The organism is Natrinema zhouii (assembly GCF_013456555.2).
GTDB classification, from domain to species: domain Archaea; phylum Halobacteriota; class Halobacteria; order Halobacteriales; family Natrialbaceae; genus Natrinema; species Natrinema zhouii.
The window spans coordinates 3,278,499-3,304,339 of the sequence record NZ_CP059154.1; the positions used below are offsets into that span (position 1 = coordinate 3,278,499).

General features: G+C 63.9%; 30 protein-coding genes. 10 read left to right on the top strand and 20 right to left on the bottom strand.

Annotated elements, in window-relative coordinates; genetic code table 11:
• Positions 1-70: 70 nt before the first annotated feature.
• The 4 genes from sufD to HYG81_RS35050 form a co-directional block, all read right to left on the bottom strand.
• Positions 71-1,291, bottom strand: coding sequence for a Fe-S cluster assembly protein SufD (gene sufD, locus HYG81_RS35035; RefSeq protein WP_180840785.1), 1,221 nt, complete (start codon positions 1,289-1,291; stop codon positions 71-73).
• A 1-nt stretch (position 1,292) separates the two neighbouring features.
• Positions 1,293-2,723, bottom strand: a complete 1,431-nt coding sequence (gene sufB, locus HYG81_RS35040; protein ID WP_180840786.1) for a Fe-S cluster assembly protein SufB — start codon at positions 2,721-2,723, stop codon at positions 1,293-1,295.
• 61 nt (positions 2,724-2,784) lie between these two features.
• Complete coding sequence (locus HYG81_RS35045; protein WP_180840787.1) at positions 2,785-3,696, bottom strand: ABC transporter ATP-binding protein; 912 nt, start codon at positions 3,694-3,696, stop codon at positions 2,785-2,787.
• A gap of 183 nt (positions 3,697-3,879) precedes the next feature.
• Entirely contained in the window at positions 3,880-6,618 is a 2,739-nt protein-coding gene (locus tag HYG81_RS35050; RefSeq protein ID WP_180840788.1) for a DNA-directed DNA polymerase, read from the bottom strand.
• A gap of 183 nt (positions 6,619-6,801) precedes the next feature.
• Here HYG81_RS35050 and HYG81_RS35055 point away from each other — a divergent pair, with 183 nt between their 5' ends.
• From HYG81_RS35055 to HYG81_RS35065, 3 genes are read left to right on the top strand one after another with little or no spacing between them, the layout of a single operon-like run.
• Positions 6,802-6,966, top strand: a complete 165-nt coding sequence (locus HYG81_RS35055; protein ID WP_226375971.1) for a DUF7331 family protein — start codon at positions 6,802-6,804, stop codon at positions 6,964-6,966.
• 52 nt (positions 6,967-7,018) lie between these two features.
• Complete coding sequence (locus HYG81_RS35060) at positions 7,019-7,642, top strand: DUF7322 domain-containing protein (RefSeq protein WP_226375972.1); 624 nt, start codon at positions 7,019-7,021, stop codon at positions 7,640-7,642.
• Complete coding sequence (locus HYG81_RS35065; RefSeq protein WP_180840790.1) at positions 7,639-8,100, top strand: DUF7346 family protein; 462 nt, start codon at positions 7,639-7,641, stop codon at positions 8,098-8,100. Before HYG81_RS35060 ends, HYG81_RS35065 begins: the two co-directional genes overlap by 4 nt.
• A 36-nt stretch (positions 8,101-8,136) precedes the next feature.
• On the opposite strand, the gene rad50 is transcribed toward HYG81_RS35065, so the two are convergent.
• The 3 genes from rad50 to HYG81_RS35080 all read right to left on the bottom strand — a co-directional run bounded on the left by rad50 (position 8,137) and on the right by HYG81_RS35080 (position 12,816).
• Positions 8,137-10,821 (bottom strand): DNA double-strand break repair ATPase Rad50, encoded by a 2,685-nt coding sequence (gene rad50 / locus HYG81_RS35070; protein ID WP_180840791.1) that lies wholly within the window; start codon positions 10,819-10,821, stop codon positions 8,137-8,139.
• On the bottom strand, positions 10,818-12,272 hold the full coding sequence (gene mre11 / locus HYG81_RS35075; RefSeq protein WP_180840792.1) for a DNA double-strand break repair protein Mre11: 1,455 nt from the start codon (positions 12,270-12,272) through the stop codon (positions 10,818-10,820). Before mre11 ends, rad50 begins: the two co-directional genes overlap by 4 nt.
• A 274-nt stretch (positions 12,273-12,546) precedes the next feature.
• On the bottom strand, positions 12,547-12,816 hold the full coding sequence (locus HYG81_RS35080; protein WP_180840793.1) for a MarR family transcriptional regulator: 270 nt from the start codon (positions 12,814-12,816) through the stop codon (positions 12,547-12,549).
• Between the two features lie 124 nt (positions 12,817-12,940).
• Here HYG81_RS35080 and pan1 point away from each other — a divergent pair, with 124 nt between their 5' ends.
• Positions 12,941-14,158 carry a proteasome-activating nucleotidase Pan1 gene (gene pan1 / locus HYG81_RS35085; protein WP_180840794.1) on the top strand — a complete coding sequence of 406 codons (1,218 nt, stop codon included), beginning with the start codon at positions 12,941-12,943 and terminating at the stop codon, positions 14,156-14,158.
• Positions 14,159-14,287: 129 nt separating this feature from the next.
• Here the strand turns inward: pan1 and HYG81_RS35090 are convergent, their stop codons facing one another.
• Both HYG81_RS35090 and HYG81_RS35095 read right to left on the bottom strand, forming a co-directional pair.
• Complete coding sequence (locus HYG81_RS35090) at positions 14,288-14,425, bottom strand: hypothetical protein (RefSeq protein WP_180840795.1); 138 nt, start codon at positions 14,423-14,425, stop codon at positions 14,288-14,290.
• 103 nt (positions 14,426-14,528) lie between these two features.
• Positions 14,529-14,750, bottom strand: a complete 222-nt coding sequence (locus HYG81_RS35095) for a hypothetical protein (RefSeq protein ID WP_180840796.1) — start codon at positions 14,748-14,750, stop codon at positions 14,529-14,531.
• 152 nt (positions 14,751-14,902) lie between these two features.
• Here HYG81_RS35095 and HYG81_RS35100 point away from each other — a divergent pair, with 152 nt between their 5' ends.
• The 5 genes from HYG81_RS35100 to HYG81_RS35120 all read left to right on the top strand — a co-directional run bounded on the left by HYG81_RS35100 (position 14,903) and on the right by HYG81_RS35120 (position 19,936).
• Positions 14,903-15,457: a GMP synthase subunit A gene (locus tag HYG81_RS35100; protein WP_180840797.1), complete on the top strand. Its 555-nt coding sequence runs from the start codon at positions 14,903-14,905 to the stop codon at positions 15,455-15,457.
• A gap of 101 nt (positions 15,458-15,558) precedes the next feature.
• A complete protein-coding gene (locus HYG81_RS35105; protein ID WP_180840798.1) occupies positions 15,559-16,056 on the top strand; it encodes a YciE/YciF ferroxidase family protein in 498 nt (165 codons plus the stop codon).
• A gap of 171 nt (positions 16,057-16,227) precedes the next feature.
• Entirely contained in the window at positions 16,228-16,734 is a 507-nt protein-coding gene (locus HYG81_RS35110; RefSeq protein WP_180840799.1) for an LUD domain-containing protein, read from the top strand.
• Positions 16,735-19,155: an LUD domain-containing protein gene (locus tag HYG81_RS35115; protein WP_180840800.1), complete on the top strand. Its 2,421-nt coding sequence runs from the start codon at positions 16,735-16,737 to the stop codon at positions 19,153-19,155.
• Between the two features lie 337 nt (positions 19,156-19,492).
• The gene (locus tag HYG81_RS35120; protein ID WP_180840801.1) at positions 19,493-19,936 is read left to right on the top strand and encodes a hypothetical protein; all 444 of its coding nucleotides are present in this window, start codon (positions 19,493-19,495) and stop codon (positions 19,934-19,936) included.
• Between the two features lie 83 nt (positions 19,937-20,019).
• Here HYG81_RS35120 and HYG81_RS35125 read toward each other — a convergent pair whose 3' ends face one another.
• The 10 genes from HYG81_RS35125 to HYG81_RS35170 all read right to left on the bottom strand — a co-directional run bounded on the left by HYG81_RS35125 (position 20,020) and on the right by HYG81_RS35170 (position 24,670).
• Positions 20,020-20,274 (bottom strand): DUF3194 domain-containing protein, encoded by a 255-nt coding sequence (locus HYG81_RS35125; protein ID WP_180840802.1) that lies wholly within the window; start codon positions 20,272-20,274, stop codon positions 20,020-20,022.
• Positions 20,275-20,676 carry a prefoldin subunit beta gene (locus tag HYG81_RS35130; protein ID WP_180840803.1) on the bottom strand — a complete coding sequence of 134 codons (402 nt, stop codon included), beginning with the start codon at positions 20,674-20,676 and terminating at the stop codon, positions 20,275-20,277. It lies immediately after the preceding gene.
• 102 nt (positions 20,677-20,778) lie between these two features.
• On the bottom strand, positions 20,779-21,327 hold the full coding sequence (locus HYG81_RS35135; RefSeq protein ID WP_180840804.1) for a DUF2243 domain-containing protein: 549 nt from the start codon (positions 21,325-21,327) through the stop codon (positions 20,779-20,781).
• 84 nt (positions 21,328-21,411) lie between these two features.
• On the bottom strand, positions 21,412-21,678 hold the full coding sequence (locus HYG81_RS35140) for a KEOPS complex subunit Pcc1 (protein WP_180840805.1): 267 nt from the start codon (positions 21,676-21,678) through the stop codon (positions 21,412-21,414).
• Between the two features lie 5 nt (positions 21,679-21,683).
• Positions 21,684-21,818: a DNA-directed RNA polymerase subunit P gene (locus tag HYG81_RS35145; protein ID WP_124196427.1), complete on the bottom strand. Its 135-nt coding sequence runs from the start codon at positions 21,816-21,818 to the stop codon at positions 21,684-21,686.
• A 17-nt stretch (positions 21,819-21,835) separates the two neighbouring features.
• Positions 21,836-22,102, bottom strand: coding sequence for an eL43 family ribosomal protein (locus HYG81_RS35150; protein ID WP_180840806.1), 267 nt, complete (start codon positions 22,100-22,102; stop codon positions 21,836-21,838).
• A gap of 87 nt (positions 22,103-22,189) precedes the next feature.
• Positions 22,190-22,396, bottom strand: coding sequence for a hypothetical protein (locus tag HYG81_RS35155; RefSeq protein ID WP_180840807.1), 207 nt, complete (start codon positions 22,394-22,396; stop codon positions 22,190-22,192).
• A gap of 138 nt (positions 22,397-22,534) precedes the next feature.
• Complete coding sequence (locus HYG81_RS35160; protein WP_180840808.1) at positions 22,535-23,296, bottom strand: DUF2103 domain-containing protein; 762 nt, start codon at positions 23,294-23,296, stop codon at positions 22,535-22,537.
• Between the two features lie 58 nt (positions 23,297-23,354).
• The gene (gene surE / locus HYG81_RS35165; RefSeq protein WP_180840809.1) at positions 23,355-24,191 is read right to left on the bottom strand and encodes a 5'/3'-nucleotidase SurE; all 837 of its coding nucleotides are present in this window, start codon (positions 24,189-24,191) and stop codon (positions 23,355-23,357) included.
• Positions 24,192-24,217: 26 nt separating this feature from the next.
• Positions 24,218-24,670 carry a zinc ribbon domain-containing protein gene (locus HYG81_RS35170; protein ID WP_180840810.1) on the bottom strand — a complete coding sequence of 151 codons (453 nt, stop codon included), beginning with the start codon at positions 24,668-24,670 and terminating at the stop codon, positions 24,218-24,220.
• A 96-nt stretch (positions 24,671-24,766) separates the two neighbouring features.
• On the opposite strand from HYG81_RS35170, the gene HYG81_RS35175 reads away from it, so the two are divergent.
• Positions 24,767-25,288, top strand: coding sequence for a DUF8173 domain-containing protein (locus HYG81_RS35175; protein WP_180840811.1), 522 nt, complete (start codon positions 24,767-24,769; stop codon positions 25,286-25,288).
• A gap of 192 nt (positions 25,289-25,480) precedes the next feature.
• On the opposite strand, the gene HYG81_RS35180 is transcribed toward HYG81_RS35175, so the two are convergent.
• Positions 25,481-25,777, bottom strand: a complete 297-nt coding sequence (locus HYG81_RS35180) for a hypothetical protein (protein ID WP_180840812.1) — start codon at positions 25,775-25,777, stop codon at positions 25,481-25,483.
• Between the last annotated feature and the right edge of the window lie 64 nt (positions 25,778-25,841).

Sequence of the window (25,841 nt, forward strand, 5' to 3'; positions counted from 1 at the left end):
TCGGAGCACGGACAGCGAAAGCGGGTAGTCAGCGCGGATAGAAACCGAATCAAAACAGCTGCGACAGCAGTTAGTCTCGCTGCCGGAGACGCGCACCGATCAGCCCTTCGAGATCCTCACGGAGCTCGTCCACGTCGATTTCCTCGAGGACGGGCACGAAGAAGCCCTCGACGAGCATGTTGCGGGCGGCGCGCGGGTCGACACCGCGGGAGGTCATGTAGAACAGGTCCTCCGCGTCGATCTGGCCAACCGTCGCGGAGTGACTGGCCTCGGTGTCGTGGTTGTTGATGATCAGCTTCGGGGAGGCGTCGGCCTCGCTCTCGTCGGAGAGCATCAGCGTGTTCTCGCGCTGGTAGGAGCTGGTGTCCCAGGCGTCCGCGCCGACGTCCTGAACCCCTTCGTAGACCGAGCGGGCGACGTCGTCGGTGACGCCGCGGGTGACGAGGTCGGCGGTCGTGTGCTCGGCACGGTGCCAGACCTTCATGTCGATGTCGAAGTGCTGGTCGTTGTGGCCGTAGAAGGCCCCGACGATCTGCGTCTCCGAGCTATCGCCGCTGAGGGTCGTCGACACTTCGGTCTTCGTCAGCTGGGTGCCGAGGTTGCCCTCGATCCAGTCGATCGTCGCGTAGGTGTCGGCGACGCCGCGCTTGACGGTGAAGTTGTAGGCATCCTCCGAGAGGTTCTGGAGGCTGCCGTACTGGACGTAGCTGTTCTCGCCGGCGGCGATTTCGACGACGCCGCTGTAGTACTGCTCCTCGGCCGCTTCGCCGGTCGACTGACGCTCGAGGATCGTGACCGAGGACGACTCCTCAGTGACGACGAGCGTGTAGTTGAACAGCGAGCGGGAATTCTGCTCGGTTCGGATGGCGACGTCCTCGGCGTCTACGCCTTCGGGGACGTAGATGACCGTCCCGGTGCTGAAGAGGGCGGTCGAGAGCGCCGTCAGGTAGTTCTCCTGCGTATCGACGATGCTGCCGAAGTGCTCTTTGAGCAGCTCCTCGTGTTCCTGGACCGCGTCGGCCCACGAGAGGATCTCGGCGTCCTCGGGTCCGACCTGATCCTTGTTCTCGGCCGCGTTCAGCGGATCCACGAGGGACTCGAAGTCCAGCTCGTGGAGGTTCGTCCAGTCCCGACCCGGCGTCCGGATGACGTCGGGCATCTCGAGGTCTTCGAGGGCTTCGAGGGCCTCGAGACGGGTCTCGAGGAGCCACTCGGGCTCGTCGAGGTCGCCGCTGATTTCGCGTACCTGTTCTTCCGTTAGATTGGCGTGTACCTGTGTTCCTGCGCTCATATTATCCGAGGCTCCCCTCCATCTCGAGTTCGATGAGGCGGTTGAGTTCGACCGCGTATTCGATCGGCAGTTCCTCCGTGATCGGCTCGATGAAGCCGGCGACGATCATCTTCTTGGCGTCGTCGTCGTCCAGTCCGCGCGACTGGAGGTAGAAGATGTCCTCGTCGCCGATCTTCCCAACCGTGGCCTCGTGAGCGACGTCGACCTTCGACTCCTCGATCTCCATGTACGGCATGGTGTCCGAGGTCGACTCGTTGTCGAACATCAGGGCGTCACACTCCACTGCAGTCGAGGAGTTCTCGGCACCGTCGGCGATGTGGACGAGCCCGCGGTAGTTGGTGCGGCCGCCGTCCTTGGCGATCGACTTGGACTCGATGGTCGAACTCGTCTCGGGCGCGTTGTGGTAGACCTTCGCGCCGGTGTCGATGTCCTGGCCCTCGCCCGCCAGGGCGATGGTGATGTGGGTGTCCGTCGAGCCGCGACCCTTGAGGATCGTACACGGGTAGAGCATGGTCACTTTCGATCCCATGCTGCCCGAGACCCACTCCATCGTGCCGTTCTCCTCGCAGATGGCGCGCTTGGTGTTCAGGTTGAACGTGTTCTTCGACCAGTTCTGGACGGTCGAGTACTGAACGTGCGCGTCCTCGCCGACGAAGACCTCGACGCCGCCCGAGTGGAGGTTGTGGGTTCCGTACTTGGGCGCGGAACAGCCCTCGATGTAGTGAACCTCAGAGCCTTCCTCGGCGATGATGAGCGTGTGCTCGAACTGGCCCATCCCTTCCGAGTTCATCCGGAAGTAGGCCTGCACTGGCATCTCGACGGTGACGTCCTCGGGGACGTAGACGAACGACCCACCGGACCAGACGGCCCCGTGCAGTGCAGCGAACTTGTTGTCGCTCGGGGGCACGCAGGTCGTCATGAAGTGCTCTTTGACGAGCTCGGGGTGTTCTCGGACGGCCTCATCCATGTTACAGAAGATGACGCCCTTGTCCTCCCACTGCTCTTGCATGTTCTGGTAGACGACCTCGGACTCGTACTGGGCACCGACGCCCGAGAGGGCGTTCTTCTCCGCTTCCGGGATGCCGAGCTTGTCGAAGGTGTCCTTAATCTCGTCGGGCAGCTCCGTCCAGTCGTCGACGCCTTCGCGCTTGTCGACGTCCGGGCGGATGTAGGGAATGATCTCTTCGACGTCCAGTTCGGAGAGATCAGGCATGCCGGGCCAATCGGACGGCATCGGCATATTCTGGTACTGCTCGAGCGCGCGGAGACGCCGCTCGAGCATCCAGTCGGGCTCGTCCTTGTCGTCGGAGATCATGCGAATGACCTCCTCGGTCAGGCCTTTGCCGGATCTGACTGCGGAGTTCTCCTCTTTCTTGAATTCGAACCGGGCCTCGGTATCAGTCTCTTGTAGGTGGTCTTGATCTGAGCTCATTATTTTGATGTAGTTGTGTTTACGGCTGTAGCGTTATTACGGTTGTTCTAGTCGAATCCAGTTACGCGGTGCCGTAGACTTCGTCGCGGACCCAGTCGTACCCCTTGTCCTCGAGCTTCTCGGCGAGCTCCGGCCCGCCGCTCTTGGCGATCTGACCGTCGAGCATCACGTGGACGTGATCGGGCTCGACGTAGTCGAGGATACGCTGGTAGTGGGTGATCTGAAGGATCCCGGTGCCCTGCTCGTCGCGCAGCGCGTTGATCCCGTTGGAAACGTCCTGCAGCCGGTCGATGTCGAGCCCGGAGTCGATCTCGTCGAGGACGGCGATCGAGGGCTCGAGGATGGCGGCCTGTAGCACTTCGTTCTGCTTCTTCTCCCCGCCGGAGAAGCCGGCGTTGAGGTAGCGCTGGGCGAACTTCTCGTCCATCTCCAGTTGTTCCATCTTCTCCTGGAGGATCCCCTGAAACTCGGCGACGCCGACTTCGCCTTCGTCAACGTTGCCTTCCATCGGCGAGGTCTCGAAGCCTTCGTCTTCCTCTTCTTCGACTTCCTCACCGTCTTCGTCCTCGAAGAGCTCCTCGCGCTCTTCGATCTTGGCGTTCAGCGCCGTTCGGAGGAAGTTCGTCATCGTAACGCCGTCGATCTCGGCGGGATACTGGAAACCGAGGAAGATACCGAGCGCGGCGCGCTCGTTGGGCTCTAAGTCCAGCAGGTTCCAGGTGCGCTGGTCCTCGTCGATTTCGATCTCCTCGCCGAACTCGCCTTCCTCGAGGTGGAGCAGGACTTCACCATCGGTGACCTCGTAGGCCGGATGGCCGGCGATGACCTTCGCGGTCGTCGACTTCCCGGAGCCGTTGGGTCCCATCAGGGCGTGAATCTCGCCCGACTGAACTTCGAGGTTTACGCCCTCGAGAATCGTCTCGTCGCCGTCCGCCACTTCCGCGTGCAGGTTGTTTAGTTCGAGGCGTGCCATAGTATTCTGTCGTGTGGACCAAGGGTCGTTCGCCCCATAACGTTTTCGTGTTCGATTGGATGCGGTCTGATTTCGAGAAGATTATTTTTCGTTTTAGAAACCCGCAGGATCGAGTACAGCTGGTCCATCCGCGCACTGCAGAAACGAACGACGGCGCTCGCTTCGGGGTCGTCACCGACTGACTCACATGAAGCTGTCGAGGCCTTTCTGCTCCTGCCCGCTCTTCACTTCGTCCCACGAGATGTCGAGCGCCTCGAGGATGCGCTCGATCGGCCCCTGCAGCGTCTTCTCGAGCATCTTGTCGTAGTCGACCTCGAACTCCTCGGGAATCTGGTCCTCATACTCGAAGCAAATAACGTCGGGATCGCGCTTGAACGCGCCGTAGAGCGGATCGGTACGGGCGTCGAACCCTTCCTCCGCCTCGAGTCGCTCGAAGAACGACGGATCGACGCGGTCGAGGTAGAGCCGCTTGGGTTTGCTCCCGCGCTGGAAGTTGGTGCCCAACAGCAGGTTGGCGTACTTCGCCCCGCGGACCTGCGCCGTGTCGGTGTCGTAGTTGTCCAGTCGCTTGCCGATCCCGCCCGGAATGGCGATCTCCTCGAGCGAGATTTCGCTAGCGAGCACGTCCTCGATGATGCCGTTGACGTACTCCTTCGCGCCCTCGACGTCGCCCTCGCGGACGATCATCTCGATGACCCGGTGCTGGACCTCCTTGGTGATCGGAGCGATGTCCGAGCGCTGGTACTCGAAGCCGACGATGTCGACGTTGTTGACGTCCTTGCCCTCCTTCCAGGTGATGTGGCCCGCGTATCGTTTCTTCTTGCCGGCCTGGAAGAACCGTCGATAGAGCTTCTCGAACTCGATCTGGAAGCGGTGGTCCTCGGCGTTCAGATCCTCGCGCGCGAAGTCGTCGTAGCGGCCGTTGATGTACTCCTCGATCTCGAACGACTGCTCGAGTGCCTCCGCTTTCGACACGTCGGGGCCGAGCTCGAGCATCACGCTGTCCGTGTCTCCGTACGCGACGGTGTAATCCAGCTCGCCCGCGGCGGTGTCCGTGAACTCGATCACTTCGCGGCCGGTCGCGGTGATCGCGGATGCCGCATCCTTGTCGTACAACCTGAATTGCTCCCAACCCGACACCCCGTAGAGCGAGTTCATAATGACCTTGACCGCGCCCTGCTGTCGGTCGTACTGCTCGTACTCTCTGGTACCGGGTTCGTACTCGTTGCGCTGGGATTTCTTCTCCTCGCGCTCGGAAAGCAGTTCGTTGATCATCTCCCGCATGACGCCGTCGGGTTCCTTGCGGAAGTGAGTCGGCTTCGGCTTGGTCGGGGCGACGAACGTCTCGCCGTCGTACTCCTCTGGATCGACCCGCGTCTCCGGCGAGGCGTTGATCGTCGTCATACACATCGGATACAGCGACTTTAGGTCCAGCACAGTCACGTTCTCCTTGACGCCCGTGATCGGCTCGAACACCGCGCCGCCCTCGTACTCCTCGCCGGCCTCCTGTTGGCCCTTCGACGGCAGGGCAAACCGCCCGTAGGCCTCGTGGAGGACGTACATGTCCACTGCATCTCCAGGGGTGGGGGCGTCCTCGAGTTTGCAGCCGACGAAGGAGCGCACCTCGTCCCAGAAGGTGATAATCTCCTGCTGGCGGTCGAGTTCGACGCAGAGTTCCACGTCCCGGAGGTTGTACTCGAGCAGCCGAGTTGGATCCCCCTCCCAGAGGTCGCCGATGTCGCCGGCGTACCGTTCCTTCCCGACGCCCAGTTCGGCCTCGCCGACCGCATCGAGCCGGTAGGAGTCGAGTTCGGAGAAGACCGTCCGTTGGTAGGCGTAGAGCAGGTCGAAGACGATGCGGCCCTTGATGTCGGGGCCGCCCCAGTTGCTGCGCCAGACCTCGTCGACGCGGGAGAGCCGGTCGATGGACAGGTCGTACTCGTGGTGGGGGCCCGCGAGTTCCTCGAGGCGGTCGAGGAAGTACGGCGCGTCGAAGTCCTCGAAGTTCCAGCCCGTGAGGATGTCGGGGTCGGTGTCGTCGATGTACTCGATAAAAGCCTCGAGCATTGCCTCCTCCTCGTCGAAGCTGCGGACTTCGTGGTCGATCGCGCCCTCGATGGGATCGTAGTCGTCGATTTCGGTGGGGATCTCGCCGTCACCGATCGGGGCCTCGTAGAGCCACATGATGTACTCGTCGCGATAGGAGTCGTGGCTGGTGAGACAGACGATCGGCTCCTCGCCGTCCTCTGGGAATCCCTGCCGGTCGTCGACCTCGATGTCGAACGTGTTGACGCGCGGATCGGCGTCGACGTCGACCGCTTCGACCTCGTTGTGGGGGACGACCAGCGACTCGTCGTCGGCGCGGCGTTCGGGCACCCGGATGCCGCTGCGGATGTCCTTGTCGATCAGGAACCGGTTCGGGAACAGGATGTCGGCCTCGTAGTGTTCGAAGTCGTCACGGATCTGCCCGACGTCGCGGGGCGTCTGGCCGAAGATTTTGGTGAGCTTCTCGCCCCGGATGCTCTCGTGGGGCTCGCCGTCCTCGCCGTACTCTCGGCTGCCCGTCAGCCGGTCGTACTGCTCCTCGGGCGGTCGCTCGAGGGTGTCCGTTGGCGCGTAGAAGTACGGCTGGAAGCCGACGACCTGCACGTGCTCGAGCGTGCCGTCTGGCGTGCGCCCGAAGACGTGCATGATCGGCCGCTCCTCGTCGCCGTAGCCGGCGATGGTGTAGTCGATCTGCATCACGGCAAGTTCGAGGTCGCCCTCGGATTCGGGGAGGGTTTCCTCGACGACGTCGATCACCTCTGCGGCGTTCGATCCGCCGTTGCCGGCGACGGCAACCGCCTCTTCCTCCGGCCGGTCGTCGGTCTCGTCGGAGTCGCCGCCGAATGCCGCGAGTCCGGTCTGGCCCGCCTCAGTCATGATACCGAGATTAGCAGGCGGCGGATAAAAACCCCTGCAATCCCCGCCCGCGAGCGCCGCCGTAGGAGGTGTGTTGGAGCGAGATTGGTGGTGGAGTCGCGTCGATGAAAATCTGCGGGAGCAACAAGACATATAACTTGGTAACACTTAGCATGGGAGCAGGTGATCGATGTGTCCACCCATATGGAAGATGAAACGACGGATCGGCGCGAACCGAGCAGTGAACCCGAGGGGACCGCAACGATCGAATCCTACGAGATCGACGACGGCGTCGTCTTCTACGATGCGGAGAACCCGCTGGCGTGGGTAGAGACCTCCCAGACGCTCACGCTCGAGGACCTGGCCTGAGACGGGCCTGTGTACCGGCGCACCCGCATGGCGGGCCGCAGGTGCGCCGGAAATGACTGACAGTAGTCCGTATGAGACGGCAGTCGCGAAGCGAACGTTTTTCCTCCCGCTGGTCATCGGGCCGTATGTGGTATTCGACCGGAACGAGAACGAGCCCGAGGAGTGGGACCCCGAGGAGGAGTTTTACGACCCCGACAGTGACGGGTTGACGATCCCACAGGTGACGACCGGGGACGACGAGTCGGACGACCCGGACGAAAATTCGATCGAAGTCGACATCCCTCGCGTCTCTACCTCCGAGACGGACGCCCCAAACGAGATTGTCGAAACCTTCTGGGTGCTGGTGCTGGTGATCAACGTCGCCGTTCTGGTCGTCTCGCTCGGTCTGATGCTGGTCATGTTCGAGGGCGACCTCAGGCGCGGTGGGGCCCTCCTCGTCGCCGGGTTCTTTCTATTTGGGCTGGCCGGTCGCCGATACAGAGGGTTTTCCGACGGGGAAACCACTGAACGTGACGCTAGCACTGAACGCGATGCTACCACTGGGAGCGACACTGAGGCGGACGATGCCCTCATTGACAACGCGGAAACGGCCGAACCTACTGCGGACGAGGCAGCCGAAACTGCTGCCGGAGACGGTACTGAACAACGGCCATCGAACCGGAACGACCGCTCATGAAAACAGTCGAAGACGACACCGGCAAACGGTACCTGCTTCGGAAACGATCGGACACGGCGAGTCTCGTTCGTGATCCCGAAACCGGCAACGAGTGTTACATCCAGAACGACCGCCTCAAGGACGTCGACGAAGCGTCGGCCCTCGAGACGGCCGCGCGAAGCGTTAGCGATCCGGTCCTGACGCTGCTGACCAACGTCCACGACGAGGAAACGGTCGGTCTCCTCATCGAACTCTCGGAGCGGGGACCGCTCGCCGCACGTACTCTGCTCGACACCTACGACTTCTGTGAGAGCAATCTCCACGGCCGACTAACGATTCTCTCCGCTGCAGGGCTGCTCGAGGAGGCCGACGTCGCCGGCGAGCGCGGCTATCGGATCACCGAGGACTGTAAGACCGCACTCGAGACGATTCGACCGAATATCGAGGCAACGGACGAAAAGGCAGTAGACCGTTCCTGAGCGAGTGGATCGGCCAAAACGGCGGCTCTCACCCGCTTAATCCGACGCGAGCAGTTCCGCCTCCGGCGGCTCGCCGCGCTCGAGTCGCGAGCGGTTCGACGTGGCGTCTTTCTCGACGCGGACGATCGAATCGGCCGCGCCGACGAGTTCCTCGTCGTGACTGACGACAACAATTTGTTCGACGCCGAGATCGCGCATCGACTCGACCAGCGAGACGAGCTGCGTGACGTGGCCCGAATCGAGGAAGACGGTCGGCTCGTCGAGGATCAGCGGCGGCATCGGGGCCGTTCCCTCGACCCCCTCCGCGAGCAGCCGATAGATCGCACACCGCAGGCTGAGGTTGAACAGCGCCCGTTCGCCACCCGAGAGCTGCTCGGGTTCGAGCGCCTCACCGTCTTTCTGATAGACCGTCAGCCGGTAGTCGCCGTCGAGATCGATCGCCGCGTAGGAGTCGTTCTGGTAGACCAGATCGAACGTCTCGTTCAGCAGCCGTTCGAGGGTCTCGACGTTGCGCTGGCGCAGTTCCGCTCGGAGCTCGCCGTAGGTCGTCTGAAGCGTCTCGGCCTCGTCGTACAGCGACTCGAGTTGCTCGCACCGATCTTCGACGGTTTCGAGACGCTCGCGGAGGCGCTCGAGCTCCTCGAGTTCGTTCTCGACCGCGCCGATGGCGTTCTGAATTCCGGTCCGTTTTTCCTCGAGCTCGTCGAGTTTCTCGTCGACCTGTTCGATGTAGGTCTCGGCATTTGCCTTGTCCTCGCGAGCGGTTTCGACCCGTTCTTCGTCGAACTCGGACTCGAGTTCGCGCTTGCGGTCGCACTTCGCCGAGAGCGTCTCGCGGCGCTCGTCGTTCATCGTCTCCCAGTCTTCTCGGCGCTCGCGGAGGGTCTCGATATCGCTCTCGAGGGCGGTTCGCTCGGCGGTGATCTCCGAGATGCGCTCGAGTGACTCGAGCGCCTCCGAGATCTCCCCGCGCTCGGTGTTGATCGTCCCGAGTTCGGTTCGCGCGTCGGCGACCTCCTCGTCGCGCTCGTCCGCTGCGGCCCGCTTTTCCTCGGCATCGGCCTCGTACTCCTCGGCGTCGTCTCGGAGCTGATCGCGCTGGTCGCGCCGCTCTGCGAGGCTCTCGCGTTTCTCCGTGAGCAGCTGCTCGATGTTGTCGCGGTTCTCCTCGAGTCGATCGACCCGCCGCTCGGCCTCTCGCAGTTCCTCGGCGCGGTCGATTCGCTCGTTGACGTCGTCTCGCTCGGCCTCGAGTTCCTCCCGCTCGGCCTCGAGGTCGGCGAGTTCCTCTCGGCGTTCGTCCAGTACGTCGACATGGGGCGAGTCCTCGACCGGCTGGCCGCACTCGGGACACTTCCCCTCCTCGAGCAGACGTTCGCCCTCCTCGATCGCGTTCTCGGCGGCCCGGATATCGGCGGTGATGTCGTTGTGCGCCGAGACGAGTTTCTCGCGCTCGGTCTCGAGGTCCTCGAGGTGCGATTCGGCCGCCCCGAACTCGACCGGCGCGTCGTCGAACGTCGCCCGCGCGGCGTCAATCTGTTCGTCGAGGTCGTCGAGTTTCTCCTCGCGATCGGCGATCGTTTTCTCGTCGGCCTCGATCTGGTCCTCGAGTTCGTCCGCCTCCGTGCGAGCCTGTTCGGCTCGTTTCTCGAGGTCGTCCGCCTCCTCGCGGAGCCGCTCGATCTCGTTGGTCCCTTCCGTGATCGTCACTCGGACCGACTCGAGGTCGTCTCGAAGCTCCTCGTCGCGGGCCTCGAGTTCCTCGGTGCGGTTCCGAACGGCTTCCTCGTCGGGATCGGCCGCCTCGAGATCGACGTTCTCGAGATGCTCGGCGCGCTCGTCCGCGAGCTCCTCGCGCCGGCTCCGGATCTCGCTGATTTCGTCGCTCGCGTCCTCGCGTTTGCGCTCGGTTTCGGCGATCTTCGACCGGAGGTCCTCTATTTCCTCGTCGAGCGTTTCGATCTCCTCGCGGGTCTCCTCGTGGCGCTCGAGGACGTCCGCGGCGGTCTCGAGCGTCTCCCGGGCCTGCTCGCGCTGTGACTCGAAGCGATCGATCTCGTTGACGATATCCGTGCGGCGAGATTCGAGGCCGTTCAGCCGCTCGTGAAGCTCCTTGTCCTCCTTTTGCTGAACCTGCGTTCGGAGGTCCTCGAGCACCTCTTGCTGGCCGTCGAGGACGGTCTTGACGCCGAGTCGAGCGTCGCTGGCCCGCTCGCGGTAGTCCTCGAGCGCGCCGAGCTGGAGGAGGTCGTCGATCATGTCCTGCCGGTCACTCGGCGAGGCGTGAATGAGCTTGTTCACCTCGCCCTGGCGGACGTACGCGCAGTTGACGAACGCGTCGGCGTCCATCCGCAGGAGTTCGGTTACCTCGCGACGAACGTCTCGCGCTCCCTCGATCGTCTCCGTGGGCGTCTCGAGGACGCACTTCGTCGTCGTCGCGCGATCACCCCGGAGTTTGAGGTGGCGTTCGATCTGGTACTCCCGGCCGTCGTGGGTGAACCACAGTTCGACCTCGCACTCCTCCTCACCGGTCGTGATGACGTCGTCGAGCGTGCGCTCGTCCAACGCTTTCGAGCCGTAGAGCGCGAAGAAGACGGCCTCGAGCAGCGTCGACTTCCCGCTGCCGTTGACGCCGTGGACGACGGTGACGCCGCGCTCGAGCGCGAGGTCGGCGTCGGCGTAGCACTTGAAGTTCAACAGGCGGACGCGGTCAACTCTCACGCGAAATCACCCAGCGAGGCGGTATCGGCGTCGGCAGTCTCCTCGGCTTCGTCGCCGTCGTCCGTCGCGTCGCCGTCGGTCGGTGCCGTCGTCGCATCGGGGTCGGACGCTGGTGCAGTCGCATCACCTTCGGTGTCGGTGGCTGCCGTCTCGCGCCCGCCGTCCGCTTCAGCACCTCCATCTGCTTCGGCCGCCTCGGCCGCTTCGGTCGCTTCGGACGTCTCGGCTGGCTCGGTATTGATCGAGTCGGCCGCCGAATCGCTATCGCCGGCGAGCTGATCGGCGACCGTCGTCACGTCCTCGTCGCCCGGTTCACGCTCCGGCGCCGGGTCGAACGCCGACTCGTCGTCCTCGAGCAACTCGCGAACCCGCCGCTCGACGGATTCGCGGACGTTCGAATCGGCGAGATCACCGTTTCGGACGCTTTCGTCGATCTCGAGCGCGGCGTTGCTGAGCCCCAGCTCGCGAACCCGCTCGCGGACGGCGTCGTCCGGGTTGGCGAAGCTCACCGACACCTCCTCGTCCGCGTCGGGGAGGTCCCGCCGATCGTTCACGCGGGCGACGAGTGCGCCGCGGTCGATCGCGAGTTCCTCGATCGCGGCCGGTGCGATCGGTCGGCCCTCGCCCTTGACGGTGACGATGACGACCGCGTCCGCGAGGTCGTGCTGGCGGACGCGTTCCTGCACGCGGTCGATCCCCTCGCTTTCCTTGAGTTCGACGTCGACGAAGACGAACTCGCGAGTCGAGGGGAGGCCGCGGCGGCTGATCGCGACGGTCCCGTCATTCTCGAAGTCGACGATGTTGTAGCCCCGGTCCTCGCGCTCGCTGGCGCTGGCGCGCTCGGTCGAGCCGCAGTAGGTGACCCAGGTGTCCAGGACCTCCGCAGTGTCCGGTTTGTGGTTGTCTCCCAGCAGAACGGCGTCGAAGTCGACCGTCGACTCCTCGAGGACGGTTTCGGTGTCCCAGTCGGCGTGTGCGAAGGGGTCGAAGAGGCCGTGGCTCACCAGGCTCGCGTGGTCGGCACCATCGGGAAGGGGAGCGAAGTCGTAGGTGAGATCCTCCCGTCGCGATCGGGGGACGAAGTCGAGTCCGTAGACGGCGACGTCGTCGACGACGACCGGGTCGGCACCGAGCCGGGTCGCCAGTCCGAGATCCGCGAAGAGGTCGAGCCACTGCGCGTCGCGTTTCGACTCGTGGTTGCCGACGACGGCGAGAAAGGGGATGTCGGCGTCGGCGAGCGTCCGGAGAATTTCGACGGTTCCCTGCAGGTCGACCAGCGACGGCCGGCGGTCGTGAAAGAGGTCGCCGGCGTGGATCACCGCGTCGACGTCGTCGGCCACCGCGTCCTCGACGACTGACCGGAACGCCTCGAGGAAGTCCCGTCGTCGGTCGGGCGAATTGTACTGCTGGTACCCGATATGGGTATCGCCCGTATGGATAACCCGCGTCATTGGCCAGTCGTTGGCGAGCCGACCCTAAAGGGGTTCCGTGACCGAAGTGAAAGTGAAAGCGATAATTCACGCGAAACGGAGGGAGGCGTCTGTGTCACGCTGTACTGACGACCCGTCGTTCGGTGGTGCGCGCTGCCGTCCGTCCTCCCGAGCGTTTGACCGGACAGCAGCACGCCATTGGCAAGTCCGGTGAAACACCGGCAGCGTGTCCGGATCAACTACGACGAGAAAGCAAAGCGAGAAAAATTGAGGTATTGACAGCGATGATCGGCCGTTACGATTCGATATCGAGACTATACAGGCGCTTGCGGGCGTCCGTGAACGAAAAGCGGGAGTCGATGACGCTCTGCTCGTCGAGCCGGTTGAGCGCGTATCGAACTGTTCGAGAGGGCAGGAGCGTCTCGTCGGCGATCTGTTGTTGGGTCATCGTGTCGTTGTACTCGAGGACCTTCGCGACGAGTTTCGCACTGGGAGGCAGATCCCGAACGTCGTCCCACGTTCCCCGCTCGCTGGTCTCCTGTTGAAGCGACTCTGAAGCACTCATCTTACCTCTCCATTCCGAATACGGGGTAATAATATTTTCTATTCCATCTAATGCTTTGGAGTAATAACACAGTCGAGTGCACCGACCCGAAGTCTCTTATGAACCAACACCCAAAGGACGGGTGATGAGCGACACCGTGGACGACGTCGACCTCCCATACGACGAGGACGAGGCGTCCCAACAGGAGAAAATTCAGTCACTCGAGGAACGACTGGAAATCCTCGAGGCGCAAAACGAGGAGATGCGCGACAAGCTCCTCGACGCTAACGCCGAGAACAACAAGTACCAGCAGAAACTCGAGCGTCTCACACACGAGAACAAGAAGCTCAAGCAGTCCCCGCTGTTCGTCGCCACCGTCCAGGAAATCACGGACGACGGCGTCATCATCAAACAACACGGGAACAACCAGGAGGCGCTGACCGAAGTCACCGACGAGATGCGCGACGATCTCGACCCCGACGCGCGAGTGGCCGTCAATAACTCCCTCTCTATCGTCAAGCCGCTCTCGAACGAGACTGACGTGCGCGCTCGCGTGATGGAAGTCACCGAGAGCCCGGAAGTCAGCTACGAGGACATCGGCGGCCTCGAGGACCAGATGCAGGAGGTCCGCGAGACCGTGGAGATGCCCCTCGAGAAGCCCGAGATGTTCGACGACGTCGGCATCGACCCGCCGAGCGGCGTTCTACTCTACGGCCCGCCGGGCACCGGGAAGACGATGCTCGCCAAGGCCGTCGCCAACCAGACCGACGCCACCTTCATCAAGATGGCCGGCTCGGAACTGGTCCACAAATTCATCGGCGAGGGTGCCAAGCTCGTCCGCGACCTCTTCGACGTCGCCCGCGAGCACGAACCCGCCGTGATCTTCATCGACGAGATCGACGCCATCGCCTCCAAGCGAACGGAGTCCAAGACCTCCGGCGACGCCGAGGTCCAGCGGACCATGATGCAGCTCCTCTCGGAGATGGACGGCTTCGAAGAGCGCGGCGAGATCCGCATCATCGCCGCCACGAACCGCTTCGACATGCTCGACCGCGCCATCCTTCGCCCCGGTCGGTTCGACCGCCTCATCGAAGTGCCCAAGCCGAACGCGGAGGGTCGCGAGATCATCTTCGAGATCCACACCCGCGGGATGAACGTCGCCGACGACGTCGAGTTCGCCGAACTGGCCGAAGACGCCGACAACGCCTCCGGTGCCGACATCAAAGCCGTCTGCACCGAGGCCGGCATGTTCGCCATCCGCGACGACCGCACCGAGATCCGGATGGAGGACTTCCGCAACGCGTGGGACAAAGTGCAGGCCGAATCCGACGAGAGCGAAGAGGTCTCGAAGACGTTCGCCTGAACTCGTTCTCGAGGTCGGTGTCGTTTCTCGCTTCGTTTTTCGCCCGTGCGAGCGATGGTACTCGAGTGCCTAAGTAGCGATGAGGAACAACAGTGGTGTCGAATCAGCTACCAGTACGAGATTTCGTCACTACAGGGCCGAGAAGACGAGCCACGGCACGACGAACAGTGCAAGTGTTAGCACTGCGAGGATCAGTCCGTACCCGATACCCGTTCCCGCCGCGGTGACCCACGCCGGATGCTCGAATTCGCCGAGATCGACTGCCATGTGTTTGGCATCCGCTGACGAACGCTTAAACGTACCGGAACACCGAATCACGGAGTCGGTCAGCGACTCGAGAGCACACTCAGCATCGCGATAACAGGCCCGATTACCGATAGATGTTCTCGTAGCGCTCGCGGTACTCACGCAGTGCGAGCCGGGCCCTGCGCCGCGAGCTGAACCCAAAACCGATCGCCTCGCAGTGATCGTCGTCACACTCCCAGCGGAAGGTCTCCGAGTCGAGATCTCTCGTCACCGATGCGTCCGTCTTGCACAGCGGACAGATCCATCCCCACCGCATGTCGCCGGCATCCGCGCTCGGCCGATTCATTGATTCTACGCCGGGATTGGAGCGAGCACGCAAAAACCCACGCCTCGAGTGAGTCGTTCTTTTTCCGTTTGCCGACCCACGTTCGTCGGGATCGGCCGACTCGAGAACACGTTTCGGACCGTTTTTACCCGGTGATCCGCTACGAACACCCAATGACGAAAATCGTCGTGGTGGACAACCACGGACAGTTCACCCACTTAGAACGCCGGGCGCTTCGCGATCTCGGTGTCGACACGGCGTTGATCGATAACGACACCGCGCCCGAAGACGTCGACGCCGACGGCGTCGTCCTCTCGGGCGGTCCGGATATGGATCGGATCGGCCGCTCGGTAGAGTACCTCGAGGCGGAGATGCCGGTGCTGGGCATCTGTCTGGGAATGCAACTGATCGCCGAGGAACTAGGCGGCCGCGTCGGAGGCGGCGAGTACGGCGGCTACGCCGACGTCAGCGTCGATATCGTCGACGACGACGATCCGCTGACCGGCTCGCTGCATCCCGAAACCCGCGTCTGGGCGAGCCACGCCGACGAGGTCAAGGAACTGCCCGACGGCTTCGAGCTGACGGCGAAGAGCGACGTCTGCGACGTCGAAGCGATGAGCGACACCGACCGCGATCTCTACGGCGTCCAGTGGCACCCCGAGGTCGCCCACACCGAGGAGGGTGACGAGATCTTCGAGAACTTTCTGGCGATCTGCGAATCGCAGTAAGCACAACGGCCGATTCAGTCCTTTTGTCGGTCGATACCAGCCGTCTCAGATGCAAGCTACTCGCTTATGGAAATCAGCACTGTCCACTTACACGAGCGCTTATGACCGTAGACTCAACCGAAGACCTCTTCGTAGACGGCCTCAAGCACGCGTACTACACCGAACAGCGCCTCGTCGACGCGCTCGATGAACTCGAGCAGACCTCCTCGAGCGAGGAACTCAAATCCGGGTTCGCCGAGCACCGCGAGGAGACCCAGAATCACATTGACCGCCTCGAGGAGGTGTTCGACCAGGTCGACGCCTCCGCGGAGGGCGAGGAGGACCCGGTCGTCGAAGGGATGATCCAGGCCCACGAGGAGTTCATGGACAAGGATCCAAGCGACGAGGCTCTCGATCGGTTCAACATCGCCGCCGGCCAGAAGTCCGAACACTACGAGATTGCCGTCTACGGGAACCTCATCCCGATGGCGGATCAACTCGGAATGGACGACGTCGCGGACACCCTCGAGCAGAACCTTCGAGAGGAGCAGGACGAACTCGACAGCCTCTCAGAAATGGGCGAGGAGTTCGATTACGGCGAACTGTCGGTCTCCGAGTAACGCCGCATATCCAGTATTTTTTCGAGACCGCGCGGAGACGGTCAGATCTGTCAGGCAATCGAGAGCATCGTACCGGGCCAATTGTTGTATCGAGTCAACCGCTGCACCGAGAGAAGTATCTCACTGAGTCGACCGTCAGTATCTTGCCCGTCCGGCCAGATATGAGAAGTGATGACAGTCGACACTGTCGGTCAGTTCGAACGCGCACTCGAGGGGCTCGAGGTGGGACTCGAGCGCGTGTCGGCCGCCGACGCAGGCGAACGGATCGAAACGATAGTCGAGGAGCCGGCCGTCGGCGCGCCGCTCCCGTTCGAGGGTGTCTCGCTCCCCGACGCGGTGACGACGGAGCCGACGACCGCCGAACTCGAGGTGGCCCGGACGGGCGTCACGCCGGTCGGCTTCGCCATCGCGGAGTACGGCAGCGTCGCCGTCGAGTCGATGGCCGACGGCGCGGAGCCGATCAGCCTCTACCCGGAGCGCCACGTCGCCGTCGTCGCGGCCAGCGACGTGGTGCCGGATTTGAGTGCGGGCTTCGACCGACTCGCCGACGGCTTCGATCGGGGGCAGGACAGCGTCGTCTTCGCCACCGGTCGGAGCGCGACCGCCGACATGGGGGATCTCGTTCACGGCGTCCACGGCCCCGGCGAGGTCAGCGTGATCGTCCTGGAGGACCGATAGATGGCCCAGCGAACCCGAACGGAGCAAGCCGACCGGATTCGCCACCTGCTCGAGACCGAGGGCGACGCCGTCCACGCATCCGCGAGTGGCTTCGACACCAGTCGGGAAGCGGCGTACGACGCGACCGACGACCTCGAGGTACTGCGAACCGAGGCGCGGTCGATCAAGGAAGACGCAATCGATCGGCTCCCCGAGTTGATCGAGACGGTTCGCGAGGCGGTCGAAGCCAACGGCGGCACCGTCTACGTGGCCGACGACGCCGCGGACGCGAACGCGTACGTCGCCGACGTGGTCGACGCTCAGACCGACGCGAACGGGGTGACAGGGAACGGAGACACCCCGTCGGTCGTCAAATCCAAATCGATGACGACCGAGGAGATCGACCTCAACGAGGGACTCGAGGCCGAGGGAATCGAGGTCACCGAGACGGACCTCGGCGAGTGGGTGTTGCAGGTAGCCGACGACACGCCCTCGCACATCGTCGGGCCGGCGATGCACCTCTCTCGGGAGGAGATCGCCGACCTGTTCAACGACCGATTCGACCCCGACGAGCCGTTCGAGACGGCCGAGGAACTCACCCGGTTCGCCCGCGATCACCTTGGCGAGCACATCCGCGAGGCCGACGTGGGGATCACCGGCGCGAACTTCGTCGTCGCCGACAGCGGGACGATCACGCTCGTCACGAACGAGGGCAACGCCCGCAAGTGTGCGGTGACACCCGACACCCACGTCGCGATTACCGGCGTGGAGAAACTGATTCCGACGCTGTCGGACCTCGAGCCCTTCGTCGACCTGATCGCGAAGAGCGCGACGGGGCAGCCGATCTCCCAGTACGTGACGATGCTCTCCCCGCCGACGGACTCGCCGACGCTGGGCTTCGATCGGCCGGACGAACCGATCACGGGTGACAACGAATCGGCGGGCGGGATGGGGAACCCGGACCGCGATTTCCACCTCGTCCTGCTCGACAACGGCCGCACGGAGATGCGCGAGGACGACCAGCTCCGGGAGACGCTGTACTGCATTCGGTGTGGGGCCTGCTCGAACTCGTGTGCGAACTTCCAGTCCGTCGGCGGCCACGGCTTCGGCGGCGAGACCTATTCGGGCGGGATCGCGACCGGCTGGGAGGCCGGCGTCCACGGGCAGGAGTCCGCGGCCGAGTTCAACGACCTCTGTACCGGCTGTACGCGCTGTGTGGACGCCTGCCCGGTGAAGATCGACATTCCGTGGATCAATACCGTCGTCAGAGACCGGGTCAACCGCAGTAGCGATCCCGAGACTTACGACTTCCTCGTCGACGGCCTCACGCCCGACCTCGAGGAGGGCGGACTCGATCCCGGCAAGCGTTTCTTCGGCAATATCGGGACGGTCGCGAAAGCCGCCAGCGCGACTGCACCCGTCTCGAACTGGCTGGCCGACGCGGGCCCGGTCCGTGCGGCGCTCGAGCACACCCTCGGCATCGACCGGCGACGCGACCTCCCCGCGTTCCAGCGCGAGTCGCTCGTGGACTGGTTCGAGGGGCGAGGTGGCTTCGCCACCTCGAAAAAGCGAGTAGCGCGGAACGACGTTCCGCGAACAGTCGAGCGGCAGAGCCGCGAGACGACGGCGGAGCCGCGAGTACACCGAGGCGGGATGGAGGCATCGAGTAAACGAGTCGAACGGGCTGCGTCTCGAGCCGACGACGGCGACGATAAGGGCGAGATCGACCGAGAGGTCGTCCTCTACCCCGACGTCTACACGAACTACGTCGATATCGACCGCGGGAAGGCCGCCGTCCGGACGCTCGAGGCGCTGGGCGTTCCTGTTCGCGTCCCCGACCTGCCCGAAAGCGGGCGCGCCGCGCTTTCGCAGGGGATGATCGCGACGGCGGACCGGCAGGCCAGTCGGCTCTACGCCGCGCTGGCCGAGGACCTCGACGCCGGCCGGGACGTGGTCATGATCGAGCCCTCCGATCTGGCGGCCGTGCACCGCGAGTACGAGCGCTTGCTGCCGGCGGCGTCCGTCGAGCGGCTCCGCGCGAACAGCTACGAGATCTGCGAGTATGTCTACGGACTGCTCGAGAACGGCGCGGACCCCTCGGCGCTGTCGACCGGCGACGGGGCGGAGCCGGTGGCGTATCACTCCCACTGCCAGCAGCGGACGCTCGACCTCGAGGCACCGACCGTGGCCGTCCTCGAGCGCTGTGGCTACGCGCCCGAGACCTCCAGCGCCGAGTGCTGTGGCATGGCTGGCTCGTTCGGCTACAAGCGGGAGTACTACGAGCTGAGTATGGACGTCGGCGAGCGGTTAGCGACGGAAATCGAGGGCGCGGAGACCGTCGTGGCGTCGGGAACCTCCTGTGGGGACCAACTCGAGACGCTGCTCGAGCGCGAGGTTCCCCATCCGGTCGAGTTGCTCGCACCCGGCGGCTATCGGACGTAACCGCTCGCTGCGTTTTCCGGTGCTCCAGATACCCGTTCGATTTCCACGGCTCGCTCCGCATCCACCGTCCGCCGTATCTGTGAATGAAGTAGTGAGTTTTGATGGGATGGAATGTGAGAAATGTCCTGCTATCGTGGCAACACGGGATCGCCACGCCCTCCCCAGCCGATTCGTTCGCTTCGCTCACTCATCCCTCGCGCATGTTCGCGCCGCGGTTCGCCGTCGACGGCGAACCGCGCCCCAGCGCGCGCCACCGCATTCGGTTGACTGGTCCGATCCGAACTCGAGCCTATACCGTTACGGAGGTGGCGCAGAAAGGTGAGAAAACGAACCAGTAATGACATCGCTCACAATCCGCGATCACGTCCGGCCGACCGACGGCGACTACCCGGACGGGATCTACCGCGTCGTCGGAACGAGCGAGGGGGCCGTGACGCTGCTCCGGGTCGGGGACGCCGACGGTCGCCGCGTCAACACCGGCGAAATCGTGACGGTCAGCGTCGGCGACCTCGAGGCCTTCGAGCCAGCCGAAAATCCCGACGGAAACCGGCCGTTCGGGGCCACCGTCGCGTCGCAACTCGAGATGGGATACTGGTCACTCCGGGTCTTCGGGCAGCAACTGGCCGCACACCCGTTTCCGACCGCTATCGCGGGGCTGCTCGTCCTCGCAGGCGTCGCTGGAGAACGGATCACGCTCCTTCCGGAACCCGCGCTCACCGCGTTGATACTCGCCGGGAGCCTCGGCCTCGCGTATATCGGTAGCGGCCGCCTGCAGCGGTGACTCGCCGCCCTGCTGCTCGAGCGACACGCTCACCGAGTCATCTCGAGTAACCGAAAATCGAAGCCGATCCGAAACCGCGTTGGCTACTCCTCGAACAGTTCGTCGACCGCGTGTCGCGCCGCGAGCGCGGCGTCGTCGGCGACCTGTTCGGGGTCGGCCTCGTCTTCGTCCTCGGGCGCGTTGAGGTAGACGTCGACCTCGAGGACGCCGTCCTCGAAGACGACGGTCACGTCGTAATCGCGTACATCGGACTGTTTGTACTGCGAGAAGATCACGCCCTCCGCAGCGTCCGAGGCCGTCTGGACGACGGTCTCGTCAGACGGCTCGTCGGTCGGCATTTATGCGCCGCCAGCGCCCGGGCCGCCGGGGCCGGCCGGGCCGCCGCCCATGCCGCCGCCACCGCCGAGCATCTCCTCGAGCTCGCTCTGGAGGCTCTCGAACTGCTCCTGCACGCGCTCTTCTTGCTTCTCGAGGGTCTCGAGGCGGATCTCGAGCGTGTCGACCTTCTCCTCGAGGTCCTCCTCGGCCTGTGCGTAGTCCGTCTCGACGAGGAGTTCGCCGACGTTCCGGTACATGGTCGTTTCGTCGTCGATGTTCTCGAGTTCGTCGAGAGCGTTCTGGGCCTCGGTGAGTCCCGACTCTGCTTCCTGTTTCTGGACGGCGACTTCCTGTGCCGTCTCTTGGAGATCCTGTAGCTGCTCGATTTTCTCCTGTGCTTCCGGCGGCAGGTTTCCTTGCATATCTCGACCGTCGCCCTCCGGACTGATAAAGGCCAGCTTTGTCTTCCGAATCGCCGTTCGGTCTGGGATCGACGGTCTACCTGGTGTCGAAGTCCGAGCGGACTACTCTGGGCCGCTGCCGTCCGCCGCAACCGCCTCGTCGGTAGCCGTCGGTGTGGCAGCGCTGTCGGTCCGGATCACGAGATAGCCACCGACGATGAAGAGCACTCCCCAGAGCAGGAACACTACGTCCCACAGGATGATCGGGCCGGGTCCGGCGGGCCAGACGTGGTGAAGCCCGAGTAGCTGGTGGTCGACGAGCCCCTCGACGAGGTTGAACACGCCCCAGCCCATGATCACCGCGCCGAACAACATCCGTCCGGATTTCGGTACCGGATGGAACCGCCACGCGCGAGAAAACAGGACAAGGCCGATGATCGTGAAGATGTACGTCGCGAGGTGAAAGATTCCGTCGGCCATCACGTTGAGTTCCAGGTCCGTGGCGATGCTCGAGTCGGGATACGACGACAGCATGTTGTGAATCTGGAGGATCTGGTGGAAGACGATCCCGTCGAAGAAGCCGCCCAGTCCCAGCCCGAGTGTGAGGCCCGCGATCACCAGCGGCTTGGCGTCCCGTCGTAACCCGAGCCACGTCCCGTCCCGTTCGGCCATACCGATCCTTCGAACGAACCGATCAAAACACCGGTGCCTGCCGGTACAGGGATTGCGGTCGTTCTGGGGTCCGAAATCGAAGAATTACCGCGACTCGAGCACGCTCGCTCCCACAGCAGCGGTCCGCTCTGCGACGTCGACTAGCGAGAACCAGGTGTTCAGCGCCGCCCGAAGGGCGACGACGTCGGCGGCGACGATCTCGATGACGACGCGGGAACCGTCTCGCTCGATCGTCGTTCGAGAGCGTTCGTCGTCGATCTCGCCGATTTCGCGGGCGACGCTCTCGGCGATCAATTGGGCACGCGACGCGCTCTCGTAGTCGAACTCGAGGGTCGCGTCGTGAGAAGACACGCTGGTTACTGGACGCCGACTTCCTTGACGTCGCGGCTGCGTTCTTTCAGGAGCACGCGGTGGCCGCAGTAGGGACAGCGGACGCCGCCGTACTCGTCGAGCTGGACGTCGCGTTTACAGCGGGAACATTTGTAACTCATACTGAGATTGAAACGGGTTATTCGTCGTCGTCCTCTGCGAGAGCAGCGCGGATGGACCGCTTGACCGTGCGGCCGCCGGGCGTTTCGGGCCGGTACGCGCCGCCGGTGAAGACCTCGCCGGTCTCCTCGTTCTTCCAGATGCCGGTGCCGACGCGGGTAACGTCGTCGCCGTCGACTTCGGCGTTCTCCATGTCGTCTTCGATCTCGCTGACGCGGCGTCGTGCGACGCGGCCGTAGCGGGCACCGAACCGACCAGCGCTGCCGACCTCTCCTTTGTTGGCCATAGTAGTGCTGTCTATCGTCAGCGGATTCTTAAACCTGTTGAGTCACGTCGGTTCCTGCGGGAGCACGACACCGGTCGATCACCCCGATCACGACCCACCGATCCGCTCGGCGATCGGCCACGCGAGCAGTTCCAGGAAGACGACCGCGAGCGCGGCAAGGTACCCGGCGACCGCGAGCGGAGTGGTGAGTATTCCTGTACCGACGCCCGGGGCTGCGATCAGCGCGCGAGCAACGAGGCCGCTCACCGCCAACAGTGGGATCAGGGTCAGGATGGCATCCGGTCGCTCGAGCATAGCTAATTATATCTAATTACAGCGATCCCGTTAAGGCTGGGAGAACCAGCAGCACCTGTCACCTCCATCAGGAAGTACCAATATTTGCCACGAACGTCTCCCGACTGTGGAACCGACATCGGTGACTGGACCTGTTAGTTACTGAAACTCTGATTCCCCGAGCACGTCGTTGAGGTCCTCACGGATCCGCTCGCCCATCTCCCGATCGCGGGCGGTCGTCACGACGCGGTTTTCCTGCACGCTCGAGCCGTCTCGCAGCAGCATCCGCACGTTGCCGCCGTCGTCGGCGCGGGTCACCTTCGCGCGCATGCCGGACTGAGAGCCCTTGCCGCCGGCGTCGATGGGACCCGGAATCACCTTCTTGACGTGCGGGTGTTCCGCGACGGTCTGAATGGCCCGCATTCCGGTTCGGCCGCCGATGAGCGTCGAGTGGCTGCCGCCGATCTTGTCCGCCGGTGGCGTTTCGACGACGTCAAGCGCGGGATTCCCGCGGCGCTCGAGGACCGCCTGAATTGGGTCGTCGTCTGCGACGCGATAGAAGGAGTGGTGGATGTCCTCGCGGACGGCGCGGATCACCGGCCGCGCGCCGCCGGCGTAGACCTCTTCGGGACGCTTTCGACGTATTTCGTCGCCGATCAGCCCCGCGAAGTTCCGGAGTTCGATCGGCTCGTTCTCGCCGTCCTCCGGCGTCGTCGTGATCGTCGTCTCGCCGAGTACCTGCTCGTCGCGGTCGGCTTCGGAATCGCGGTCGGTCGGCTCGTCGGGTTCGCCGGCGAGCATCGTGATGGTCGCTCTGTCGCGCGCCGCCTCGAGGACGATCGCCTCGGTGTTGGCCTCCCGGCAGATCAGACAGAAGTCTCCGGGTTTCTCGAGCGGCGATGCGCAGTGGCGACACTCCATAGCTCTCAATTGAACACAGGCGTGTAAAACGGCCGTGTTTTTCGGCCGGCACTCGGGACTACAGGACGTCCTCGAGTATCCGCTGGACCGGCTCGGTGTCCACGACCTCGTAGGGGACCCGGAGCGGAGAGATCGACACCCGCTCCTTGAGCAGGGCGTGGCGATCGGTGTCCTCGGCGTCGGGGATGTCCCGATTGGCCATCTGCTGCCAGAGCCGGTTGGTCAACTGGAACGCGCCGTTTTCGAACGCGGCGTCCATCTCGTAGATCTCGGTCGGCCGAGTCAGTTCGAAGCCGTTCGGCTCGCGATCCGGCCGGGGGACGTTGACGTTCAGGTAGTCGACGCGGTCGAACAGTCCGGTTCCGGGGACGCCGGCCACGAGATCGGCGGTGATCTCGCCCGTTCGCTCGAAGTCCGCCGGCTCGAGGTCGCGGTCGTAGCCGAGCGTGTCCATCGAGACGGCGATCGACGGCGTCTCGAGGAACGCCGCCTCCATCGCGGCGCTGACGGTCCCCGATCGAGAGAAGACGTAGGCCCCGAGGTTCGCACCCGAGTTACAACCCGAGACGACGATATCGGGTTCGGGCTCGAGGCCTTTCGTGCCGACGATGGCGCAGTCACAGGGGGTGCCGTCGACGGCGTAGCCGAGTTCGTGGTCGGTGTGTGGAACCGGCGAGGTAAACGAGTCCGTTTCCAGATCTATCGAGAAGTCGTCGTCCGACGACCTCGTCCGGCCGTAGGAGAGCGATCGGCCGACGGCGCTCCGGTTTCGGTCCGGCGCGACGACGGTGACCGTGCCGACCGCCGAAAGCGCGTCGTGCAGCGCCCGGATCCCGGGTGCGTCGATCCCGTCGTCGTTCGTCAGGAGAATGTGCGGCTCCGAATCCAGTTCCATTGTCCGTTCGACCGATGGTCGGCGAGCTACGTATCAGTTCGGTCCTCCGACGACGAGCGACCGAACGTGGCCGCGAGTTTCGTTCCGCAGGACGGGCAGTACTGCGACCCGTCGGCGGTGACTGCGTCGCATTCGGGACAGACGACACCCTCGTTCGGTTCGGTGACCGGCTCGAGGTCCTCGCCACAGGACGGGCAGTAGTCCGCGGACGACGGCACGTCCGCACCGCAGGACGGACAGTCGCCACCGTCCTCCCAGAGGACGCGGCGCTGGGATCTCGAGACGTAGTTGTACGCGCCCCAGACGACGTTTCCCAGCCCCATCGAAAACCAGAACGTCAGGAGGGCGACCAGAACGTGTGAGACCACCGAGCCGAACTCCCGGTCGACCAGTACGACGCGATCGGGCGTTTCCTCCTCGATCGTCCAGCCCTGCGCCACGAGGTCGTCGATTTCCCGCTGTAGGTGTTTGCTGCGCATAGGGAGAGTAGGAGTCGAGCGAGCAAAAGCCTGTCAGCAGGACCCGGAACGACTGCGAGACAGCACGTTCACATCACTGCAGTGCCTCTTGGTGCTATGATCGGACTCAGTCACGCGCTCTTGATAGTCGCGCGGATCGCACAAGCCAATCCCGGCGTCGATATCGATATCGGTGCGACCGGCGGACTCCTCGGGAGCGCGGTCGTGGCCTTCCTGACCACGCTGGCCGTCGGCGTGGTCCTGGTCGCCGTCGTCCCCGAGTACACGGAACGGATGATGGCGGACGTCCTCGAGGATCCGCTCGGGTCGTTCGTGTACGGAATCGGCTCGCTGCTCGCACTCGCTCTCGTAATTTTCCTCCTGGTGATCACGATCATCGGGATCCTGGTGGCGTTTCCGCTCGGACTCCTCGCGTACCTCGTATGGGCGGTCGGCGCGGCGATCGCCTACCTTGCGATCGCCGAGAGACTGGTCGGCCGCGAGGACAGCTGGCTGAAGCCGCTGGTGGTCGGGGCGGCCATCAACGGCGTCCTCGCGGTGACCGGCGTCGGCGCGATCCTCTCGGTCTGTATCGGTGCCGCCGGTTTCGGTGCGGTGCTCCGGGACTATCTCGGGTGAGACCAGTTCGGTTCAGTGCAGGCGAGTTGATAACGGCGAGAACGGCTCGAACAGACGATACAGCACCACATGGCAGAGAACTAATTCTTGTGCTGCGCAACAAGGGCGACAGCGTTGGCACTCAGTCCATTTCCAGACGATCGTGGCGACAGACCCTTCGATAGTGGGAACGAGCAGAACCAGTCGACTCCGTTACCACGGGAGGTATCGCCGGAGACGAGCCACCATCGACGGTTCGTGGCGGACTCGCAGCGTCGTTCCGTCGGCGTCGAACACCGCTTCTGACGCGGGAATCCGTTTTCCGTCCGGCAGATGGAAATACTGTTCGCCGGCCGGCACCGTTCCGCCGCTGCTCGCACCGAACAGCGACTTCGATCTCCCCGTCGGCGCAGAGACGGGTTCGTCGTACTCGATTTCGTACACCGTCTGCCCGTCTTCGGTTATCTTTCGCCAGTCGACGATCTCGCGGTCCTCGTTCGTCCCGATCATGCTCGCGGACCCGATCGTTTCGACGCGTAGTGAGTCGCGATGTCCATGTCGTCCGTTCGGTACT

Excerpts from the sequence above, each read along its gene's own strand:
- sufD (WP_180840785.1), bottom strand. The coding sequence starts at position 1,291 with ATGAGCGCAGGAACACAGGTACACGCCAATCTAACGGAAGAACAGGTA.
- sufB (WP_180840786.1), bottom strand. The coding sequence starts at position 2,723 with ATGAGCTCAGATCAAGACCACCTACAAGAGACTGATACCGAGGCCCGG.
- HYG81_RS35045 (WP_180840787.1), bottom strand. The coding sequence starts at position 3,696 with ATGGCACGCCTCGAACTAAACAACCTGCACGCGGAAGTGGCGGACGGC.
- HYG81_RS35050 (WP_180840788.1), bottom strand. The coding sequence starts at position 6,618 with ATGACTGAGGCGGGCCAGACCGGACTCGCGGCATTCGGCGGCGACTCC.
- HYG81_RS35055 (WP_226375971.1), top strand. The coding sequence starts at position 6,802 with ATGGAAGATGAAACGACGGATCGGCGCGAACCGAGCAGTGAACCCGAG.
- HYG81_RS35060 (WP_226375972.1), top strand. The coding sequence starts at position 7,019 with ATGACTGACAGTAGTCCGTATGAGACGGCAGTCGCGAAGCGAACGTTT.
- HYG81_RS35065 (WP_180840790.1), top strand. The coding sequence starts at position 7,639 with ATGAAAACAGTCGAAGACGACACCGGCAAACGGTACCTGCTTCGGAAA.
- mre11 (WP_180840792.1), bottom strand. The coding sequence starts at position 12,272 with ATGACGCGGGTTATCCATACGGGCGATACCCATATCGGGTACCAGCAG.
- HYG81_RS35080 (WP_180840793.1), bottom strand. The coding sequence starts at position 12,816 with ATGAGTGCTTCAGAGTCGCTTCAACAGGAGACCAGCGAGCGGGGAACG.
- pan1 (WP_180840794.1), top strand. The coding sequence starts at position 12,941 with ATGAGCGACACCGTGGACGACGTCGACCTCCCATACGACGAGGACGAG.
- HYG81_RS35090 (WP_180840795.1), bottom strand. The coding sequence starts at position 14,425 with ATGGCAGTCGATCTCGGCGAATTCGAGCATCCGGCGTGGGTCACCGCG.
- HYG81_RS35095 (WP_180840796.1), bottom strand. The coding sequence starts at position 14,750 with ATGAATCGGCCGAGCGCGGATGCCGGCGACATGCGGTGGGGATGGATC.
- HYG81_RS35100 (WP_180840797.1), top strand. The coding sequence starts at position 14,903 with ATGACGAAAATCGTCGTGGTGGACAACCACGGACAGTTCACCCACTTA.
- HYG81_RS35105 (WP_180840798.1), top strand. The coding sequence starts at position 15,559 with ATGACCGTAGACTCAACCGAAGACCTCTTCGTAGACGGCCTCAAGCAC.
- HYG81_RS35110 (WP_180840799.1), top strand. The coding sequence starts at position 16,228 with ATGACAGTCGACACTGTCGGTCAGTTCGAACGCGCACTCGAGGGGCTC.
- HYG81_RS35115 (WP_180840800.1), top strand. The coding sequence starts at position 16,735 with ATGGCCCAGCGAACCCGAACGGAGCAAGCCGACCGGATTCGCCACCTG.
- HYG81_RS35120 (WP_180840801.1), top strand. The coding sequence starts at position 19,493 with ATGACATCGCTCACAATCCGCGATCACGTCCGGCCGACCGACGGCGAC.
- HYG81_RS35125 (WP_180840802.1), bottom strand. The coding sequence starts at position 20,274 with ATGCCGACCGACGAGCCGTCTGACGAGACCGTCGTCCAGACGGCCTCG.
- HYG81_RS35130 (WP_180840803.1), bottom strand. The coding sequence starts at position 20,676 with ATGCAAGGAAACCTGCCGCCGGAAGCACAGGAGAAAATCGAGCAGCTA.
- HYG81_RS35135 (WP_180840804.1), bottom strand. The coding sequence starts at position 21,327 with ATGGCCGAACGGGACGGGACGTGGCTCGGGTTACGACGGGACGCCAAG.
- HYG81_RS35145 (WP_124196427.1), bottom strand. The coding sequence starts at position 21,818 with ATGAGTTACAAATGTTCCCGCTGTAAACGCGACGTCCAGCTCGACGAG.
- HYG81_RS35150 (WP_180840806.1), bottom strand. The coding sequence starts at position 22,102 with ATGGCCAACAAAGGAGAGGTCGGCAGCGCTGGTCGGTTCGGTGCCCGC.
- HYG81_RS35155 (WP_180840807.1), bottom strand. The coding sequence starts at position 22,396 with ATGCTCGAGCGACCGGATGCCATCCTGACCCTGATCCCACTGTTGGCG.
- HYG81_RS35160 (WP_180840808.1), bottom strand. The coding sequence starts at position 23,296 with ATGGAGTGTCGCCACTGCGCATCGCCGCTCGAGAAACCCGGAGACTTC.
- surE (WP_180840809.1), bottom strand. The coding sequence starts at position 24,191 with ATGGAACTGGATTCGGAGCCGCACATTCTCCTGACGAACGACGACGGG.
- HYG81_RS35170 (WP_180840810.1), bottom strand. The coding sequence starts at position 24,670 with ATGCGCAGCAAACACCTACAGCGGGAAATCGACGACCTCGTGGCGCAG.
- HYG81_RS35175 (WP_180840811.1), top strand. The coding sequence starts at position 24,767 with ATGATCGGACTCAGTCACGCGCTCTTGATAGTCGCGCGGATCGCACAA.
- HYG81_RS35180 (WP_180840812.1), bottom strand. The coding sequence starts at position 25,777 with ATGATCGGGACGAACGAGGACCGCGAGATCGTCGACTGGCGAAAGATA.